Below are 20,086 nucleotides of genomic sequence, written 5' to 3' on the forward strand. Positions count from 1 at the left end.
TTTTTATTTCAGAACACCTCGCAGTATATCTCAATTCATTCGCTCAACACTTCACTTGTGGTCAAAAAATGCCCAGCAGTAAGTGTTTAACTTTTCTCCACAGTCCCACTTTCCTTTTTCTCCCGGTTTCAGTCAAAGTTTTCACTCGCTGTTTCAAAAAAAATTTAATTTTTTATTTTGAAATTCATCGATCAATATAGGTTTTCTAATCCCTATTTTTGCATTTATATCCAAGGTAAAGGCTTTCCTTGTAATTAATTTACAATATTTATGAAATTAGTATGTTCTAAATAGTGAGTATGCGTTTTATAAATGCTCTAAAGGCCTTGTTTACATTACACTCAAAGAGGTGATACTTTTTTGAAAGTGCTTTTGAAAAATTACATATAGGGTAACAGCCATGACCGCAGCAGCCTCAATTCAAACGGAACTGAAAGTAACGCCACTTATCGACCTGCCAAATGCAGAGCTCATCGAACGCGCCGTATTGCGCGGAGAAGGTGTATTAGACAAAAACGGCGCGCTTGTCGTTGAAACCGGCAAACGTACCGGTCGTTCTCCAAACGACCGCTTTATTGTGAAAGAGCCAACTACCGAAAACGACATCGATTGGGGCAAAGTTAATAAGCCTTTTGACGCCGACAAATTCGATGCACTGTGGGATAGAGTAGAAGCTTACCTGTCTACCCAAGAACACTTTCTTTCACACCTTCAAGTGGGCTCTGACCCCGAACATGCCTTATCTCTTGAGGTAAGAACGCAAACTGCTTGGCAGCATGTGTTTGCTCGTAATCTATTTATTATTCCACAGCAGTGGAATGTGAAAGGTGACCAGCCTTGGCAAATCTTAAACGTACCTGGTTTCACCTGTGAACCAGAGCGTGACGGCACAAACAGCGACGGCACAGTTATCATCAACTTCGCCAAAAAGCGCGTGTTGCTTGCTGGCATGCGTTACGCAGGTGAAATGAAAAAAGCCATGTTCTCAGTGCAAAACTTCCTGCTTCCAGCAAAAGACGTGCTCCCTATGCACTGTTCAGCTAATGTGGGTGAAGAAGGCGATGTGACTCTGTTTTTCGGTCTTTCAGGCACAGGTAAAACTACGCTCTCAGCTGACCCTAAGCGTTTCTTGATTGGTGATGACGAGCACGGCTGGGCACCAGGTAGCGTATTTAATATCGAAGGTGGTTGTTACGCTAAATGTATCGACCTATCTCAAAAGAACGAGCCAGTTATTTGGAATGCGATTAAGTTTGGCACTATTTTAGAAAACGTAGTGCTTGATGATACGCGTACACCAGATTACACCGACACATCGTTAACCCAAAACTCACGAGCGGCCTACCCACTTTCACACATTGAAAAGCGCGTTGCTGAAAACCGTGGTGGAGAACCTCGCTCGGTCGTATTTTTGACCTGTGACGTAAGTGGCGTATTGCCTCCTGTTTCTGTACTAACTGAAGAAGCTGCGGCGTATCACTTCCTAAGCGGTTACACAGCGAAAGTAGGCTCTACTGAAATTGGCTCTACTAGCGATATTGAATCAACCTTCTCAACTTGTTTTGGTGCGCCTTTCTTCCCGCGTCCGGCAGGCGTGTATGCTGAGCTTCTGATTAAGCGTGTTAAAGCGTTTGGTGCAAAGGTTTACTTAGTTAATACCGGTTGGACAGGCGGCCCTTACGGCACAGGTAGCCGTTTTGATATTCCTACTACGCGCGCCATCATCGATGCGATTGTATCGGGTAACTTGGCTGATGTTGAAACCCAGCACATTGACGCGTTAAACCTAGATGTGCCAGTGGCAATAGACGGTGTAGACAGCAATTTGCTTGTGCCACAAAACACGTGGGCAGACAAAGAGAAGTACAACGAATATGCCGCTAACTTAGTTAACGACTTTAAACAGAACTTTGAAAAATATGACGTTAGCGACGCTATCGTTAAAGCCGGGCCGGGTAACTAATACCCCGTTCGCCCCTTCCCAACGTTCATCACACTCAACGTGATTGATGTTTTGCCCGCACCGTGTTGCGGGCTTTTTTTATTGCTGTTAACAAATTTAACATTATGAATACGTATGTTTATTTAAGTTGAGCAATGCACTGGCTATCATTCACGGTACACAAGTAGGCTTTTAATTAAGCGCGCTTCGTCAATTAAGTGCGCTTCGCTAGGAAGCATAAAAAAGGTTTTGAGCATGATAGACAGGAAACAGCGTATAGCACTTGCATGTGCTAGTTTGGCATTTTTTTCGGTAAATGCGCTAGCGGAAGTTCAAACAGCAACACTTGAAAACGCAACGCTTACCATTGATACGGATACTAATGATTTTAAGATAAAGGCGCTGCGTAACAACAGTTTTCAGGTAACCTATCTTACCGATGTCAAAGGTGCGCCCTACGCAAACCTACCTTCTATGGCACTTCCTGAGGAAGGCACGAGTGCAGTTACAAAAGATATCGCAGGCGATGTTGAGCTAGAAGAAACCGCAACAACGCTTACCTTGAAATTCAATAATATTTCTGCGCATGTCGATAAATTAACGCACGTTATCAGTTACTCGGTAAACGGCAAAGTAGTAGCAAAAGAACAAGGCGGACTAAGTATTTCCAGTAACGGCGTCAGCCTGTCGTTTGCGTTAGATGAAAACGAAAAACTCTACGGTGGCGGCCAGCGCGTTTTAGGTATGGATCGTCGTGGTCATAGCATGCCGCTTTATAACAAAGCACACTACGGTTACACCACCTCTTCAAATCAAATGTACTTTGGCTTGTCGGCTGTGATGTCGTCAAAAAATTATAGCGTATTGTTTGATAACACCGCTTCTGGCGAGCTAGATATTGGCAAAACGAACAGCGACGAATTGCTATTTAAGGCACAAGGCGGCCGTGCCAGCTACATCATGGTGTTGGGTGAAAATTTAGAAGACACGGTTACGAATACCGTAGCAGTAACGGGAAAACAGCCGCTTCCACCGCGTTGGTTGTTAGGTAACTTTGCTTCTCGCTTTGGCTATAAGTCGCAGCAGCAGGTCATGGATGTTGTCGATGCCTTTAACACGCAAGATATTCCTGTTGATGCCGTGGTACTAGACCTTTACTGGTTTGGTAAAGACATAAAAGGGCACATGGGGAACTTAAGCTGGGACACTGTCACTTTCCCTGAGCCTGAAAAAATGATCAGCGAGCTACGCGCTCAAGATGTAAAAACCGTGCTTATAACCGAGCCTTTTATTCTTACAACTTCAAAGCAATGGGAAAGCGCCGTTGCCAATAATGCTCTTGCTCAAAACGATAATGGCACGCCGTATACCTTTGATTTTTATTTTGGCAATACCGGCCTTGTCGATGTATTCAGTGAGTCCGGCCAAGATTGGTTTTGGCAATACTATGAAAAGCTTGCTGCACAGGGCGTTGCGGGCTGGTGGGGCGACTTGGGCGAGCCTGAAGTGCACCCTGACGATATTCAGCACATGTGGCAGTCTACAAAAGTAAGCGGCGCAGAAGTGCACAATGCCTACGGTCATCAGTGGGCGAAAACCGTGTATAACAATTTAACTGCGCTACAACCCGACACGCGCCCCTTCGTACTGATGCGTTCAGGCTTTTTGGGCAGCCAACGCTACGGTATGGTGCCGTGGACAGGCGATGTGAGTCGAAGCTGGGGCGGACTTAAACCTCAGGTAGAGTTGGCACTTCAAATGAGTGTTTTTGGAATGGCGTATACCCATTCTGACTTAGGTGGGTTTGCCGGAGGCGAAACCTTTGATGCCGAGCTTTATACAAGATGGCTTCAGTTCGGTACTTTTTCGCCGGTATTTAGGCCTCATGCACAGGATAATATTGCCCCAGAGCCTATTTTCCATGCCGACCCGGTGAAGTCTATTGCGCGCAAGTTCATTCAGCTTCGTTACGACATGCTGCCTTACAACTATTCGATGGCATTTGAAAATGCACTGAACGGTACGCCGCTAATGCGCCCCTTGGCCATGGAGTATAGTGAAAGCGATTGGTTTGAGAACGCCGACAGCTATTTATGGGGCGACGCGCTGTTGGTCTCACCCGTGACTAGCCCTGACCAGACCCAATGGCCGACAACTCTTCCAAAAGGCGTTTGGTTCGACTTTTTCTCAAACACCAAATACCAAGGCGGGCAAACGGTAGATTACCCGTTAACCCAAGAAAACTTCCCTGTATGGGTTAAAGCAGGCAGCTTTATGCCCATGTCAAAAGGGCTTGATCGTACAGAGCAGTTTAATGCTCGCGAGCTAGAGATACATTACTGGCACGACAGCTCTGTAGCAGCATCTTCTTACACCTATTACGAAGATGACGGTAAGAATCCAGCGTCTGTTGAAAAAGGTTTGTACACTAGTTTACAGCTACGCTCGTCAGTTGATGATAACGCTAAGTTAACCCTTTCTCTTGGCAGTGACGGCAGCTATATCGGTATGCCGAAGCAGCGCAACATCACCTACGTGGTGCACGGCTTTAGTCAAAAACCTTCGCGTGTTTTGATTGATGGCCATAGCGTGCCAGTTGCATGGGATGAAAAAGGGAAAACGCTTTCGCTTGCATTTAACTGCGACTATCAGCAGTCTGTTGAAGTTGTGATCATGCGATAATGTAAGTTGTGCTCATGAGATAAGAAAGGGCCCTGATCTGTCTTACTAGGCAGTTTTCCCAAGGGCACACTTTCTAAGTTAAGGGCGCTACCTAGATTGTGCCCTTACAACTACATCCGCTGTTTCCCAACTGATATCAACTGTGGAGCCTAAATGAGCCGACTTCCCGCGACCATTGTTATTTTTGCCGGTTTTTTCTTAATTGGTAAGTTATTTCTTTTATGGGGAATACTTCTACCTGATATCGCCGCCGACCTGAATATGTCTGAGGTCGTCAGTGGTGCTTTGTTCTCGCTGTTTTCGGTAGGCATGATGTTGGGCGCAGTGATTGGCGGTAAATACGCCAGTCGCTTCGAGTACATGCCGCTATTAGCGACCCTGTTTAGCATGAATACGGGGCTGCTGCTTTTAGTCTCAGTACTGTCATCTTGGCAATGGTTTCTGGTGTTAGCTGTTTTGATTGGGGTGGTAAGCTCAACGATCTTTACCATAGGTCACACACTAATCGCGCGGATGTACGCTGAAAAGCGCTTTACTATGATGGGCTTAATGGACTTCATGTTCAGCTTAGGTACGTTTGCTGCGTCGTTTTTTGTAACACTGTTATATTTTATTGAACAAAACTGGCGATTGCCTATTCAAGTAGTGGCTGGCGTGATGATCATTCTATCGTGCTATACCTATATCGCTGCGCGGTCGCAGGCAAAAGTTCTCAAAGGTCAGCCAAAACAGCCTAAGAAAACCTTGGCATTTGGTACCATCATCAAACAGCCCGTTTTTATGTTTCTAGCCTTGCTCACATTTGGTTATGGCGCGGTAGAGTTTGGTAACGCTAACTGGTTTGTAAGCTATGCGCAAAACGGCTTAGACTTTAGCGGTGAACAGTCGCGTAATCTACTCGCATGCTTTACCGCAGGTATGGTTATAAGCCGTCTGACCTTTCCATTTCTGCTTCGCTTTGTGTCACTCCATCGCATGATAGTGCTTATGGCTACGGCTTCCCTTGCTGGTGTCTTTGCGCTTAAGCTGATGCCAACTTTCTATGGCATAGGCGCGGGTAATTTATTGCTAGGTTTAGGACTAGGTGGGCTATTCCCGCTTGCACTGTCTGCGGCAATGAATATCGACAGCGACAACGGCCCTGTGCTTTCTGGCATTGCGATTATCGGCAATTCTACCGGAGTGCAGGTCGCTTCTTTTTCTACCGGGCTTTGGGCTAACTTTGTACCGCTTACCACGGCATTTTGGGTGATTCCAATAGGGGGGTGTGTGCTGTGGCTAGCTTCTTACGGTTACAGCAGAAAGATAAAGTACCACAAAGACCCCGTAGGCTGAGCGCTCTGAGAAGGCTGAGAAGCCTAAGAAAGTAGAGAAAGCTGGCTTTGTGAGAACAAACATTTCTAGCCGGTATGCATAGCGCTACAAATTAACGGTGTAACGCTGTGCTATTTCTTTTCGGGCAGTTCAGATAGGTATGGCAGGTAAAACTCGGCCACTAGCCCTTGCTGCGGATGGTTTCTTAGTGTCACCTCACCGTCATGGGCCTCTACAATTCTTCGAATAATGGCAAGTCCTAAGCCAGAGCCTGACGAGTTACGGGCTTTATCGCCTTGTGCAAACGGCATGAAAACACTGTTTAATTCCTCTTCAGGTATGCCTGGGCCAAAATCACGCACTTTGCAGTACACACGCTTTTCGTGACGGTTATAGAAACTGCTAATGGCGATTTCATCAGAGCCGTATTTGAAGGCATTTTCGATGAGGTTATCGATGACTCGCTTCATTGCAATACGCCGCAGCGATAATGGCGGGATGGTGTTAAGCTTTAATTCAATATGATGTTTATCATCCAAGTGCCTTGCTTGCACCAGCTCTGCAATAATCGCGTTTAAATCGGTTTCTTGAGTCACTTCTTCGGTGTCGTAACGTGCATAGTCTATGAACTGGTCGATGATAGCGTTCATGTCCTCTATGTCGTTCACAATGCCGTCTTTTATCCAATCTTGATCTTCTGGCAGCATTTCTGATGCAAGGCGAATGCGAGTAAGCGGCGTGCGCAAGTCGTGAGAAATACCTGCGGTCATGATATTACGATCGTTCTCTAGCTGCTTTATGCCCTGATTCATACGGTTAAAAGCGCGAGTAACCTGGATCATTTCCGTGCTGCCTTGTTCGCGAAGCGGCGCTGGATGCTCACCTTTACCCACGGCAATTGCTGCTTTTTGTAAGGCTGATAATGGCCGCGTCATGCGCCTTACAAACAGCCAGCCACCCGCTACGCTCAATATCCCAATCACCATTAAATACATAGTCAGTGGGGAGATATTCGCTTCGTTAAGTCCTGAAATAGGAATAGAAATCCAGGTGTCTGGGTAGCGATTAAGCGATATCCACACAATGTAAGGCGCGTTTTCGTCGCTAGCTTGTGTGGCTGTGCTAATGCGTACATCGGCAAGCTGCCTAAGCTGTTCACTAACCTGCGTTGATATATAGCTGTAATAAACCGCGCTTTCTAGACCGTTCTCTCTCGCTACGCTTTCATCAAATACTTGAACCTGTGTTTGCTGAAAGTAGCTGTCACGTGTTTCTTGATTAGTCACCAGTAAATCGTTAGCTAGTACCGACTTTACTTGTGTGGCCAATAAGCTATTAATTTGCTGGTAGCTAGGATGAATAAAGTAATAGGTGACCGAGATGTAGGACACAATTTGGTTTATGAGCAACAACACGCCAATAAGCATGACGGTTTGGCCAAATGCACTTTTGGGAATTAAACGCATAACATGCTGTCACTGTGGGAAATGAGCCAGTGTCTGTAATGACAGTATGTGAACGCGTAGCTAGCCGTCATGAATACATACTTCACTAACGAACTGGCTAAGGCGGTAGCATCCGCCGTATCCATCATAGGTGCTAAACTTGTTCGCCATCAGGCACGAATACGTAGCCCAATCCCCACACAGTTTGAATGTAGCGCGGGTTGGCTGGGTCGTCTTCGAGCATTCTCCGAAGGCGAGAAACTTGAACATCAATACTGCGTTCTAGGGCGCTGTAGTCTCGGCCTCGTGCTAAGTTCATCAGCTTGTCTCGTGACAATGGCTCGCGGGGGTGAGTAACCAAAGACTTCAATACTGCAAACTCGCCGCTTGTCAGAGTGAGCGGCGTATCGCCTGCTGTCATCTCACGGGTGGCGAGATTAAGTTTGTAATTGCCAAACTCCACAATTTGCACGTCTTTAGACGGTGCGCCCGGCGCTTCGCTGCTGCGCCTGCGCAATACTGCTTTCGCGCGGGCTAAAAGCTCGCGTGGGTTAAATGGCTTTGGCAAATAATCATCTGCACCCATTTCAAGGCCAATAATGCGGTCAACTTCATCGCCCTTTGCGGTAAGCATAATAATGGGCATGTCGTTTTCTTGCTGACGCAGTCGGCGACAAATAGATAAACCATCTTCGCCTGGTAGCATTAGATCTAAAACCATAAGGTGAAAATTCTCGCGCTCAAGCAGTCTATCCATTTGCTCTGCGTTGGCCGCACTGCGAACTTGATAGCCTTGTTCTAGCAAATAGCGCTCTAATAGGCTTCGCAGACGCATGTCATCATCGACAACGAGAATTTTAGAGGTTTCCTGACCCATACTCATACCTTTTGTTTTACGTTTGTTTCACTATAACCACAAGATGTGAAATACAAAAGCGACAAAAGCGTAAAAGATAGCGCATGTTTGTTACAAATAGTGTCTAAAGCGGGTACGGCCCCATGTTGCTATGTAACGCTACTCAAAGTAACGCTAATCAAAAGTAGCGATATTAAGGGCTTTAGTATTTGCCGTGCCGTTAAGTGTCTCCAGATATAACTGTGTTATGGCACCAGTGCCCTGGTGCGACTGTTCGAAGAACTGATCGCTGACTTTTAAGGCGATGCGCTGCCATGCACCCGCGTATTTCGATAAAAAGGCCTCATGCCCCCATTCCCCTTGGCGCAGTTTTACGCGTGCTGGTGCGAAGAAAATCTCTGCATTAAGCAGTTTGGGGTTGGGCTTTTCTTCGGCTTTCCAATCTGTTGCACCAATTAAGGTTACCTCGCTTAAACTATCGCCAAGCAGCTCGCTAAGGTTATTAATTAGCGTACCGTTAGCTGCGAAATCAAGAAGCCAGTAGCGCGAATCGCTTTTGTCACTCGTAAGCGCATTAAGGTCATCATAGCTATACACCGCATCGTAGCAGTCAGACGCTTTGACCATATCTACATTTGACTGAGAGGTTAACCCAACCACTTGATAGCTGGCGTTTCGCGCCGATTTTTGATCTTTTAGTAACTGTGCTGTACCCAACGCGGTTTTACTTGAAGCGCTCGATAGCAGTAAGGTTTCACCCTTTGCTTTCTCTGCCACATAGTCATCAAGCACAAACGAGGTCATATAAAGAGGCCTGAAATTTAGCTGCCATGCCTCACGGTCTTTGTTGTAGCCAGGGTCCGCTGCACAGCGTAGATATTGGTCGTAAACGGGGCTAATACTTTTGCGTTGTTCGTGAATGTCAGAAAAGCCATGAGATGCGACTTTACCAGCCTTTATTACCCAGTGGCTCGCCATAGGAAGGTAACCAAACACTTTCTCACCTTCGCGAATATCAGGGTGGTTCGAGGCTTTGACTGTGGCAAAGCCCCAAACAGGTACTATTCCGAAGCCGTTTGGGTTATCACCATTGTCATCACTTTGTGGTGGAAAGAAACCCCAATAACCCATTTTAAAACCCAATGCCGCGTAGGTGATGTTATTGGCAGAAAAGCCGAAACTATCGGTCTCAAGCAATACTTCGTCTTGCTGTAAATCGCTTACGTTTATATCGCAGTGAACAACTTTCGTGTTAGAAAGGTCTTGCTGATCTATCCAAATCTGCTGGCTTTGAAATGTAGTCATAATAGATGCCCGACGGTCATAGAACTGGGTTAAAAGGCCCAGTTGAAAAAAGCTTAGTCAAAAAAAGCTAAGCAGCTATAAACCTAGACTGACGCAGAGGAGTAGCCATTACGACTTAATGTTTTAAATATATGCCTATAGAAGTGGTGTATACAGCCTGAAGCTACTCGTCGGTGTTAAGCCAATCCATCTGATGGCCAGCGCGGCGCTTTTTATTCAGAATATCTTCAAGCAGCGGAGTTAGGATAAGCTCCATTGCCAACGCTATTTTACCACCTGGCACCACTAGCGTATTGATACGCGACATAAATGAGCCGTCAATCATTTGAAGCAAGTAAGGATAATCGACATTCTTCATTTCTCGTCTGAAGCGGACTACAACAAAGCTTTCATCTTGGGTGGGAATTTCCCTAGCGCTGAAAGGGTTCGAGGTATCAACGGTCGGTACGCGCTGAAAGTTAACGTGAGTGCGAGAAAACTGCGGCGTGATATAGTGGAAGTAATCGTCTAGGCCGCGAACAATACTGCTCATCACCGCTTCACGAGAATGGCCACGATCAGTGGTGTCGCGCACAATTTTTTGAATCCACTCTAAGTTTACAATCGGCACCATGCCGACCAGCAAGTCCACGTGCTTTGCGACGTCATTTTCTTCAGTTTTAACGCCGCCATGTAAACCTTCATAAAACAGCAAATCAGTGTTTTGAGGTAAATCTTGCCACGGTGTAAAGGTGCCCGGCATTTGGTTAAAAGGAACGGCTTCATCAAAGGTGTGAAGGTATTGCCTAAACTGTCCCGTCCCCGAACTGCCATATTCTCTAAAAAGCGTCTCCAGCAGTTCAAAGTCGTTGGCTTTAGGGCCAAAATAGCTGATATGCCTGCCTTGTTCTTGGGCTTTACGAATTTCTACTTCCATTTCTGGGCGAGTGAAACGATGGAAACTATCACCACCAACTACTGCAGCATTAACATTTAAGTTCCTGAAAATATGGCGAATAGCATTGGTCGTGGTAGTAGTACCCGCGCCGGAAGAACCTGTTATAGCAATAATAGGGTGTTTGACAGACATAGGAATTCTTTTTGGAAATGACGGTTACTAGTTATAAGCTGATGTGCGACAAGAATCAAGGGGCGACCCTACGCGCGCAGCCTAATTTAGGTCATGTGTTTTGGCGGAAGCCAGCGCAGAATCAACGATCGAGCTTATGATGATGCTGCAACAAACGCGTTATTAATTTTGCTTCTTCTTCATCTAAATCTAGTAATCTTCTTACGTGTTCTAAATGATGGATGTCATGCTCACTCAACTTTCCATCGTCTAATGCACTTTGTACCGTATCTTTAAACCGGTCCCGTTTTAACTGCATCTGGGTGGTATAGCTTGACGATAAAATGCCCGCAGGTAAGGCATAAAAGCATATGCCCATGATAGTGATAAGCCCACCAAATACTTTGCCTAATGCTGTAACGGGAACGGCATCGCCATAACCTACGGTAGTTAGCGTGACCAGTGCCCACCACAAAGACGCGGGAATACTGCTGAAAACGTTGGGCTGCGCAGCATGTTCGATATAGTAAATGCAGGTGGCGGCGATAACAGTGAAAAGCAGAAGGACGCTAATAGCTGCGATGAGGCTATGCGACTCGTTGCGCAATACGGTGATAAGGGTTTGCATTGAACGGGAATAGCGACCAATTTTCAAAATTCGAAGTACTCTGAAAACCCGTAATATACGTAAATCAAATGCCACGAAAACGCTTAAGTAAAAAGGTAGTATTGCCATTAAATCCACCAGCGCCATAGGACTTTTTATATAAGCCCAACGCTTTTGCCATGCCGTCGTTTTTTCTTGGGAAGTGCCGTTAGCTTTGAAAGTACGGGGAGGCGCCGATGCACTGCTGTATACGCGAAGTATGTATTCAACAGTGAAAATAAGTACCGAAACGACCTCAATGGTATGCAGCTCTCGCTGCCAAAGGGCGGGAATACTCGGCACGGTTTCTAGCATCATGGCCGCTACATTTACGATGATCAGCGCGATAAGCAATATATCAAACAACTTGCTACGTTTTTTGTATTCGTGGGCTTCGCTAGCGGGGGCAAGAATGTGATAGCACGCGTTTCGAAATGACATAGCTAAATTTATGATTTAAGAATTAACCTTGTTATATCAATAACGGCGATAAATTGGTAATCCTTCTGATAAAGAGAGACGTTACTGTGCAGCTTTTCAAACGCAGTAGGGCTCAAAACATGTTAGTTTAAACGTCAGGAAGGCAAACTAAGAGCGTATTCAGTTGAAAAGTACTAAACCGCTAGTATCAGCATTCACCTCTACATTACTTGTCGCTATGCTTGCCCCGGCAGCACAAGCGAAGCCGGACAATGTTATGTTTACCGCGAATGCACCCGTTATAGATGGCGTAGCAAATGATGCTGCATGGAAAGAAGGTGATTGGCACGACATGACCTCGCTGATGTGGGGCACCAGGCCCGAGCCCAGTGACTTTTCTGGTAGATATAAACTACGATGGGATAAAAAGGCGCTGTACCTTTTAGCAGAAATAGAAGACGACCACCTCTCAGATACCTATGCCAACCCGCTTGAGCGATATTGGGATGATGATTGCCTAGAAATCTTTATTGATGCGGATGCCTCTGGTGGCGATCACTTTAATAACTACAACGCGTTCGCTTATCACTTAGCGCTAGACAACCAAGTTGTTGATATTGGTCCGAATGAAGCGGGTGAAGCCGTGCCGCAGCTGTATAACAATCACGTTGAAAACAAATGGCAGCGAGATATATCGGCGCCTCATAAGGTTTATTGGGAAGCGGCTGTGCGTGTATTTGACGATAGTTATCAGCATGGAAAAGACAACTCACCGTTAACCTTAAAAGAAGATATGGCTCTGGGCTTTATGCTGGCCTACTGTGATGCCGATGGCGGAGACAGAGAACACTTTTTAGGCTCTCATGACATTACTCCCGTAAACGGCGATAAAAACCTGGGGTTTAAGGATGCGTCTGTGTTTGGGAAAGTGACTTTAGCGAAGTAGTGAAGACCTAAATTAAGGCGTTTGAGCCTTAAAAAGGAGTTCGCGCACCCTTCAGCCAGTGTATTGCTATAAGATAAACTTGATCCACTGGCTGTGGGATGCTCACATATTCAATTATCGAATTACCGCTAGACAAAGCCGCAGCTGGTTACTGTTCTTTAAACAAAACAACAAGGCCTTGGGGCACTTCGGTGGTTGATAAAACATACGTCATCGAGTTTTTATTGTTTAGTACATATGCCAACGCTTCTTCTTGAGAGCGGAACTCTTTTGGTGGGGTTTTTCTTCCACTAAAGCGCATTTGTGCCCAATACCCTTGAATGCGGGACTCTGTAAGCGCAATAAACTTAGTGTTGAATATTGTCCTAGCGGTATTGGGTGGTCGCAATCCTACAGGCTCTATATCCCAGTCAGAAGAATTTCCCATAAAGATGTCTCGAATTTGCCATTTTTCAGTTGGAGCGTCTTGTGCTTCCAAGTTAGCAACAATGATGACTTCTTCGCACCTTGCGAGTGAAGCAAACATGGCAAAAAGAATGGCAAACAATAGCGTGCGAGTTTTCATTAGAACACCCACTCTAGTGCAAATTGGGTGAGTACCGCATTTCTATCGAAGCTCGGATCCTTAATTTCTGAATAAAATGAGTTCTGTCCCTCCTCACCACTTAACCAAGTCACCTCAGCTTTGGCCGACATATTATGTCTAAAGTCCCAGCGAAACCCTACTGAAAGTGAATCAAGGTCATAGCGCGGAAGGCTATCGACTATTGCATCATAGGCAAAAGACAATGAAGTGAGTTGTGGTGATTGTCCCTTCGGAATTTGATTTGTGGGGACATCATTGCTGCTATTTGCAGAAGCAATAGTAGTAAATATTTGAAACTCATCAAAGTGATACCCAAGAGTCAGGTAGTATGCATTAACTTCAGGAACACTGATTAAATCTGATTCAATTTTAATAACTTCAGAGTAAACAAAATAATCGAGAGAGTCATATTGCAGGCTAGCTTGATACGCAACCGCGTCCGAGTCGAATCGGAAAACGTCTGCGTTTTCTGTGTACCCCGCAAGCTCTAAGAGTGTAGCGAAGTCTTGAAAGCCGGGGATGTCTGCAAAGAAGTCAGACGACACTATGGCTGAAGCCCGTGCGCGAAAGCCGCCTTTAGATATGCCTAATATAAGCCCCCGAATATCGTTTACTTCAATGGCTGTTTCTTCACCTGCACGGTCAAAAGTACCATCATAAGTGCCGTAATAAGCTTCAATTTCTACATTCAATTTGTCGAAGTGAATGCGATACGTTGCGCTTAAGCCTTCATAGTTTGAAAATAAAAAGCCGCCGTAAACTTGTTCGGGAGGCGTAATCCAGGGGTAAGCGAAGCCCACATCAAGTACGTCGCTGTAGCGGAAAAATGGGGTTCTCAATTTGCCTAGCTTAAAGCTCCAATTGGAGTTTGCGTTATACGTTAGATAAAGCCATTCAAGACCTGAATCTCTATCGTCATTAGAATGCCCAAGTAATTGGCCAGACAATTTAAGTTTTTCACTAATGCTTAAGTCCGCTTGTAACGCGAATAAGGACTGTTCAGAAAAGCTAAAATCATTTGAATAGCCTTGGAATTCAGCTTCGCTCGTGTCTAGTTGTCCCCCGACAACCCTAGCAAAGCCACTGATACCTATCGAATCAGAGAGGGAATCGCTGCTCTTCGCCGCACAGGTAAAGCATGCTAGGCATATTGTCAGTATGTAAAGGGTTTTCATTCACCGTGAATTCTTTTGTACTTTGATATCGTTCAAGTATATACGCTCAAAATAAAAAGTTGCGTCTTTTTAACCCGTTAAGTGAGAGTATGTGAGCGTTGGGTGAGAGTCTGGTGTGAGCGTTTGGTAAGACAGTCAAAAAAATAGGCGATATAAAAAACGCGGCTTACGCCGCGTATTTAATGTTTGTGTTATATGCGCCGCTTATTAAGCTTCAGCTTCACGGGCAATTGCACGGTGGGCAATGTCAGTACGGTAATACACATCTTTAAATTGTATGGTTTTAAGTAGCTCATACGCTTTTTGCTGCGCTTCTGTAACGTTGTTACCCAAAGCAGTCGCACAAAGCACGCGGCCACCTGCGGTAACCACATCACCGTCTTGAAGTGCGGTACCTGCGTGGAAAACCTTTCCTTCTAGCTTAGCGGCTTCTTCGAAACCAGTAATCACGTCGCCTTTATCATAGCTGCCTGGATAGCCGCCTGCGGCAAGCACAACACCTACCGACGCGCGCTCATCAAACTCAATGGTTTTGTCTGCAAGCTCGCCTTTGCACGCTGCTTGGCAAAGTGGAACCAAATCAGATTTTAAGCGAAGCATAATAGGCTGGGTTTCTGGGTCACCAAAGCGGCAGTTGTACTCAATGACTTTTGGTGTACCGTCGGCCATGATCATAAGGCCAGCGTATAAAAAGCCAACGTAGTCGTTGCCTTCAGCGGCCATACCATTAACCGTTGGCATAATCACTTCCTGCATAATACGGTCGTGAATGTCTTGCGTAACGACCGGAGCAGGAGAATAAGCGCCCATACCACCTGTGTTTGGCCCTTTATCACCGTCAGCCGCACGCTTGTGGTCTTGGCTGGTGGCAAAAGGCAGTACGTTCTTGCCATCTACCATTACAATAAACGACGCTTCTTCGCCGTCTAAGAACTCTTCAATAACCACGCGGCTGCCCGCTTCACCAAAGGCGTTACCTGCTAGCATGTCGCGAATAGCATCTTCAGCTTCTTCAAGGGTCATCGCAACGATAACACCTTTACCGGCAGCAAGACCATCAGCCTTTACTACAATCGGCGCGCCTTTCTCGCGAACGTAGGCAATAGCTGGGTCAATCTCTGTGAAGTTTTGATACTCAGCCGTTGGGATATTGTGGCGAGCCAAAAAGTCTTTAGTAAACGCTTTTGAGCCCTCAAGCTGTGCCGCAGCTTGAGTAGGACCAAATATCATTAAACCCGCGTTAGTGAACGCATCTACTACACCTGCAACTAGCGGCGCTTCTGGGCCTACAATAGTAAGCTCAACATCGTTACCTTGAGCAAAAGAAACTAAGCCAGCGATGTCGTTTACATCAATAGCCACGTTCTCGAGCTTAGGTTCTGTAGCAGTACCGGCATTACCAGGTGCTACAAATACTGTTGAAACATCAGAAGACTGCGCTGCTTTAAACGCTAGCGCGTGTTCGCGGCCACCGCCGCCAATTACAAGTACGTTCATTAACTGTTCCGTTTTGAGTGTTTAATATTACGATTTTGGTTTGGTGAATTTTAGCGTCATGCGATTGCTCTCGCCAATCGCCATGTACTTCTCACGATCTTGGTCGTCTAGCGCCAAACGAGGAGGTAGCGTCCACACACCTTTCGGGTGGTCTGCAGTATCCATTGGGTTTGCGTTTACATCGCTACTTGCTTTAAGTACAAAACCCGCTTTTTCAGCGGCAGCTACAACGTAAGAACGCTTCATGTAGCCACTTTTCTTCATTGCTTCATCATCTGCACTTTCAGGTAGTTCATGTTCCACTACGCCCAGTACGCCACCTGGTTTAAGTGCTTTGAAGAAAGCCCCAAACGCATTGTCGATACCTTCGTCACCGTGACGCATGTACCAGTTGTGTACGTTGCGAAAGGTTAGCACCATATCAGCGCTGCCCGCTTCGCTAATATCTAGCGCTTTCATAGGGTCGAATGCGGTAAGTTCCGCACCTTCGTACTTCATGCCCGGCTTCATTTCTTCTTTGAAGCCTTCTACCGACTTTTTGTAATAGCCGCTAGTTTCATCGTCAACATAGAAGTGTGCCGCAACATATTTACCGTCTTCTTTTACAACAGAATAAAGAATGTCGGCATACCAGCCGCCACCTGGAGAGATTTCGACTACTGTCATGTCTGGTTGTAAACCAAAAAAGCGTAATGTTTGTTGAGGATTGCGATACTCGTCGCGCACTTTGGCTTTATCAGAGCGGATATCGCTCATCGCGGCGTCAGAAATAGCATCGGCACTAGCATAGGTTGCTGTTACACCTAGCGTTGCGGCTAACGCAAGTTGGGCTAACTTTTTCATTCTTATTTCCTTTTCTGTCTAGGGTAGGTAATTGTCTATGCGGACTAGTAAAACATAACATTTATTAGTAACACTATTACTACAAATTACCACAAGTCAGATCAAGCCTATCAGCTAACCCCTATTCGCATTTACGCCTTAGCATAATAATTCGCAACTTTGTCGCTTCGATAAGGTTTCACTACAACCAAGCAAATGACCTTGAGTTTACGTATTAAAAAGGGTTAAGGAAAAATAACAAACACACAGTAAAGTAACAATGTGCCACTTTACTGCGTGTTTAACTTAGGTGTTGGTTGCCCTCACTAAGCCTGCACTAAAAGATATGGTGTAGATACCTATTAGTGACGGAAGTGACGCATACCTGTGAACACCATAGCAATGCCGTGTTCATCAGCTGCATCAATCACTTCTTGGTCGCGCATAGAGCCGCCTGGCTGAATTACTGCCTTAATGCCAGCTTCAGCTGCTGCGTCAATGCCGTCACGGAATGGGAAGAAAGCATCAGATGCCATGACAGAGCCAGCCACTTCAAGGTTCTCATCAGCTGCTTTAATACCCGCAATTTTTGCAGAGTAAACACGGCTCATTTGGCCTGCGCCCACGCCTACCGTCATACCGTCTTTACAGTAAACAATCGCGTTAGACTTCACGTATTTTGCTACCTTCCAGCAGAACATAAGGTCGCGTAGTTCATCTTCGCTTGGCTTACGCTTAGTCACAACTTCTAGGTCTTCCATTTCAACCATGCCGAAGTCGCGCTCTTGTACTAATAAACCGCCGTTTACGCGCTTAAAGTCATAACCTTCAGTTAGCTGACCAGCCCAATCGCCACACGCTAGAAGGCGTACGTTTTTCTTCGCACTTACGACTTCTTTCGCTTCATCGCTTACTGTCGGCGCAATAATCACTTCCACAAATTGACGGTCAACAATCGCTTGCGCCGTTTTCGCATCAAGCTCTCGATTAAACGCGATAATGCCACCAAATGCAGACGTTGGGTCAGTTTTAAATGCGCGGTCATAGGCACTTAGGATATCGTCGCCAATAGCAACACCGCACGGGTTAGCGTGCTTAACAATTACACATGCTGGCTCTTCGAATTCTTTCACGCACTCTAGTGCCGCATCGGTATCAGCAATGTTGTTAAACGATAGCTCTTTACCTTGAAGCTGGGTAGCAGTAGCAACCGACGCTTCTTGAATGTTGTTTTCAACATAGAATGCTGCTTCTTGGTGGCTGTTTTCACCATAGCGAAGGTCTTGCTTCTTAGTAAGCTGCATATTATAGGTGCGTGGGAATTCGCTGTGCTGGTGGTCACAATCTGCTTCACAACCAGTGCTATCTAAACGGGCACCAAAGTAGTTTGCAATCATGCCGTCGTATTCAGCTGTGTGTTCAAACGCCTTAATAGCAAGGTCAAAACGGGTGTTGTACGTTAATGAGCCGTTGTTGTCGTTCATTTCAGCAAGTACGCGAGCGTAGTCAGACGCATTAACCACAATGGTCACATCTTTATGGTTTTTCGCAGCAGCACGTACCATGGTCGGTCCGCCGATATCGATATTTTCAATCGCATCTTCTAGCGTGCAATCTTCATTTGCCACGGTTGCAGCGAACGGGTAAAGGTTAACTACCACAAGGTCGATAGGAGCAATGCTATGCTCTTCCATTACCGCTTCATCGGTACCGCGACGACCAAGGATACCGCCATGAATTTTAGGGTGAAGCGTTTTAACACGACCTGCCATGATTTCTGGGTGACCTGTGTGATCAGAGACTTCTTTCACAGGTAAGCCAGCATCAGCAAGTAGTTTCGCGGTACCGCCCGTCGACAGAAGTTCTACGCCAGCGTTATGCAGCGCTGTCGCGAAATCGAGGATACCGGTTTTATCAGAGACACTAAGGAGAGCACGTTTAATAGGTTTTGGTGTTTGCATAAATTTTAAGTTTCTAATGTTGTAGTGTTGAAACAAAAAGAGCACCGATTGGTGCTCTTTGGTGGGCAAAGCCCTTGGAATCTTAGTTCATGCCGTATTGCTTAAGCTTCTTGCGAAGTGTGCCACGGTTGATGCCCATCATGATGGCAGCGCGGGTTTGATTGCCGCGTGTGTAAGTCATGACTTCTTCTAGCAGCGGCGCTTCAACTTCAGCCAGTACCATTTCGTACAGGTTATCGATGTTTGCGTTATCCAATTGCTTAAGGTACTTATTAACCGCTTGCTTTACAGAGTCACGCAGTGGCTTTTGAGCTTGCGTTTGTGAAGGCGTAGTTACTGTAGTAGTAAAAGGTGAAGTCACGTTTTGATCGAACATAATACTGTGTTGCTCTTAAGTTAGTCATCACTATGCTGCGGGAGAAATCTGTCGGGTTTCTCGTGTCTGCAGCGCTTGAAAATATGCATTTAGTGCATCGAGTTGCTCATTCGCATCATCGATAGCGTTAAACGTTTTACGAAACTGACGATCCGTATCGTGCTCCGCGAGATACCAGCCCACGTGCTTACGGGCAATTCTCACACCGGCTATGTCGCCATAAAAGTCCTGCACATTGGCTACGTGCTCATGCAAGAGTTCATATAACTCTGACAGCGGCGGTGCTGGTAGGTTCTCGCCCGTTTCAAGATAGTGTTGGATTTGCTTAAATATCCAAGGTTTACCTTGCGCGCCGCGACCTATCATTACGCCATCTGCACCGGTGTAATTCAGCACCTCTTGTGCTTTTTCTGGAGAAGTAATATCACCATTTGCAATAACAGGAATTGAAATTGCCGCTTTAATTTGGCGTATGGTGCTGTATTCAGCTTCCCCTTTATACATACAAGCTCGTGTTCTGCCGTGAACAGCAAGCGACTGTATGCCGTTTTGCTCTGCAATGCGGGCAATCTCTACCCCATTGCGATTTTCTGGGTTCCAGCCGGTACGAATTTTTAGTGTCACGGGTACATCAACAGCATTAACTACTGCTTTAATAATCGCTTCCACTGTGTCTGGGTATTGAAGCAACGCAGAACCTGCTAGCTTCTTATTGACCTTTTTAGCAGGACAACCCATGTTGATATCGATGATTTGCGCACCGTTCTCAACATTAAATTGTGCTGCTTGAGCCATAAGCTCAGGATCAGCCCCAGCTATCTGTACAGAGCGAATGCCTTCTTCACCCTCATGATTCATACGCGCTTGTGATTTAGCTGTGTTCCAAACCTTCGGATTACTCGAAAGCATTTCTGAAACAACAAGCCCTGCACCTAAGCGCTTACAAAGTTGGCGAAACGGTCTATCTGTTACGCCAGCCATGGGGGCCAACATCAAATTGTTTTCTAACTCGTAAGGTCCAATTCGCATTGTAAAATGTATAGCTCACCATCTAAAACTGCACAG

General features: G+C 45.9%; 16 protein-coding genes. 4 read left to right on the plus strand and 12 right to left on the minus strand.

Annotated elements, in window-relative coordinates:
• The first annotated feature begins 400 nt into the window (after positions 1 to 400).
• The 3 genes from ACXAER_RS10770 (at position 401) to ACXAER_RS10780 (ending at position 5,959) form a co-directional block, all read left to right on the plus strand.
• The gene (locus ACXAER_RS10770; protein ID WP_474829108.1) at positions 401 to 1,963 is read left to right on the plus strand and encodes a phosphoenolpyruvate carboxykinase; all 1,563 of its coding nucleotides are present in this window, start codon (positions 401 to 403) and stop codon (positions 1,961 to 1,963) included.
• Positions 1,964 to 2,197: 234 nt separating this feature from the next.
• Positions 2,198 to 4,624, plus strand: coding sequence for a TIM-barrel domain-containing protein (locus tag ACXAER_RS10775; protein ID WP_474829110.1), 2,427 nt, complete (start codon positions 2,198 to 2,200; stop codon positions 4,622 to 4,624).
• Positions 4,625 to 4,777: 153 nt separating this feature from the next.
• A complete protein-coding gene (locus ACXAER_RS10780; protein ID WP_474829112.1) occupies positions 4,778 to 5,959 on the plus strand; it encodes an MFS transporter in 1,182 nt (393 codons plus the stop codon).
• 110 nt (positions 5,960 to 6,069) lie between these two features.
• Here the strand turns inward: ACXAER_RS10780 and envZ are convergent, their stop codons facing one another.
• The 5 genes from envZ to ACXAER_RS10805 all read right to left on the minus strand — a co-directional run bounded on the left by envZ (position 6,070) and on the right by ACXAER_RS10805 (position 11,679).
• A complete protein-coding gene (gene envZ, locus ACXAER_RS10785) occupies positions 6,070 to 7,404 on the minus strand; it encodes a two-component system sensor histidine kinase EnvZ (RefSeq protein ID WP_474829114.1) in 1,335 nt (444 codons plus the stop codon).
• 133 nt (positions 7,405 to 7,537) lie between these two features.
• On the minus strand, positions 7,538 to 8,260 hold the full coding sequence (gene ompR / locus ACXAER_RS10790) for an osmolarity response regulator transcription factor OmpR (RefSeq protein WP_118491268.1): 723 nt from the start codon (positions 8,258 to 8,260) through the stop codon (positions 7,538 to 7,540).
• 153 nt (positions 8,261 to 8,413) lie between these two features.
• On the minus strand, positions 8,414 to 9,544 hold the full coding sequence (locus ACXAER_RS10795; RefSeq protein WP_474829117.1) for a DUF2855 family protein: 1,131 nt from the start codon (positions 9,542 to 9,544) through the stop codon (positions 8,414 to 8,416).
• Positions 9,545 to 9,707: 163 nt separating this feature from the next.
• The gene (locus ACXAER_RS10800; RefSeq protein WP_474803640.1) at positions 9,708 to 10,613 is read right to left on the minus strand and encodes a phosphoribulokinase; all 906 of its coding nucleotides are present in this window, start codon (positions 10,611 to 10,613) and stop codon (positions 9,708 to 9,710) included.
• 121 nt (positions 10,614 to 10,734) lie between these two features.
• Complete coding sequence (locus ACXAER_RS10805) at positions 10,735 to 11,679, minus strand: ion transporter (RefSeq protein WP_474829119.1); 945 nt, start codon at positions 11,677 to 11,679, stop codon at positions 10,735 to 10,737.
• Between the two features lie 163 nt (positions 11,680 to 11,842).
• Between ACXAER_RS10805 and ACXAER_RS10810 the strand changes: the two genes are divergently transcribed.
• Positions 11,843 to 12,604 (plus strand): sugar-binding protein, encoded by a 762-nt coding sequence (locus ACXAER_RS10810; RefSeq protein ID WP_474829121.1) that lies wholly within the window; start codon positions 11,843 to 11,845, stop codon positions 12,602 to 12,604.
• A 148-nt stretch (positions 12,605 to 12,752) separates the two neighbouring features.
• Here the strand turns inward: ACXAER_RS10810 and ACXAER_RS10815 are convergent, their stop codons facing one another.
• The 7 genes from ACXAER_RS10815 to dusB all read right to left on the minus strand — a co-directional run bounded on the left by ACXAER_RS10815 (position 12,753) and on the right by dusB (position 20,050).
• The gene (locus ACXAER_RS10815) at positions 12,753 to 13,169 is read right to left on the minus strand and encodes a hypothetical protein (protein ID WP_474829123.1); all 417 of its coding nucleotides are present in this window, start codon (positions 13,167 to 13,169) and stop codon (positions 12,753 to 12,755) included.
• Positions 13,169 to 14,365: a hypothetical protein gene (locus ACXAER_RS10820; protein ID WP_474829125.1), complete on the minus strand. Its 1,197-nt coding sequence runs from the start codon at positions 14,363 to 14,365 to the stop codon at positions 13,169 to 13,171. The genes ACXAER_RS10815 and ACXAER_RS10820 overlap by 1 nt, the downstream gene beginning before the upstream one ends.
• A gap of 207 nt (positions 14,366 to 14,572) precedes the next feature.
• Complete coding sequence (purD, locus tag ACXAER_RS10825; RefSeq protein ID WP_474829127.1) at positions 14,573 to 15,862, minus strand: phosphoribosylamine--glycine ligase; 1,290 nt, start codon at positions 15,860 to 15,862, stop codon at positions 14,573 to 14,575.
• 27 nt (positions 15,863 to 15,889) lie between these two features.
• Positions 15,890 to 16,705, minus strand: a complete 816-nt coding sequence (locus ACXAER_RS10830; RefSeq protein WP_474829129.1) for a class I SAM-dependent methyltransferase — start codon at positions 16,703 to 16,705, stop codon at positions 15,890 to 15,892.
• Between the two features lie 341 nt (positions 16,706 to 17,046).
• A complete protein-coding gene (purH, locus tag ACXAER_RS10835) occupies positions 17,047 to 18,645 on the minus strand; it encodes a bifunctional phosphoribosylaminoimidazolecarboxamide formyltransferase/IMP cyclohydrolase (protein ID WP_474829131.1) in 1,599 nt (532 codons plus the stop codon).
• A gap of 82 nt (positions 18,646 to 18,727) precedes the next feature.
• The gene (gene fis / locus ACXAER_RS10840; RefSeq protein ID WP_012520109.1) at positions 18,728 to 19,021 is read right to left on the minus strand and encodes a DNA-binding transcriptional regulator Fis; all 294 of its coding nucleotides are present in this window, start codon (positions 19,019 to 19,021) and stop codon (positions 18,728 to 18,730) included.
• A 30-nt stretch (positions 19,022 to 19,051) separates the two neighbouring features.
• On the minus strand, positions 19,052 to 20,050 hold the full coding sequence (gene dusB / locus ACXAER_RS10845; protein ID WP_014951289.1) for a tRNA dihydrouridine synthase DusB: 999 nt from the start codon (positions 20,048 to 20,050) through the stop codon (positions 19,052 to 19,054).
• Between the last annotated feature and the right edge of the window lie 36 nt (positions 20,051 to 20,086).

The organism is Alteromonas sp. AWJ4_199, from assembly GCF_056159165.1.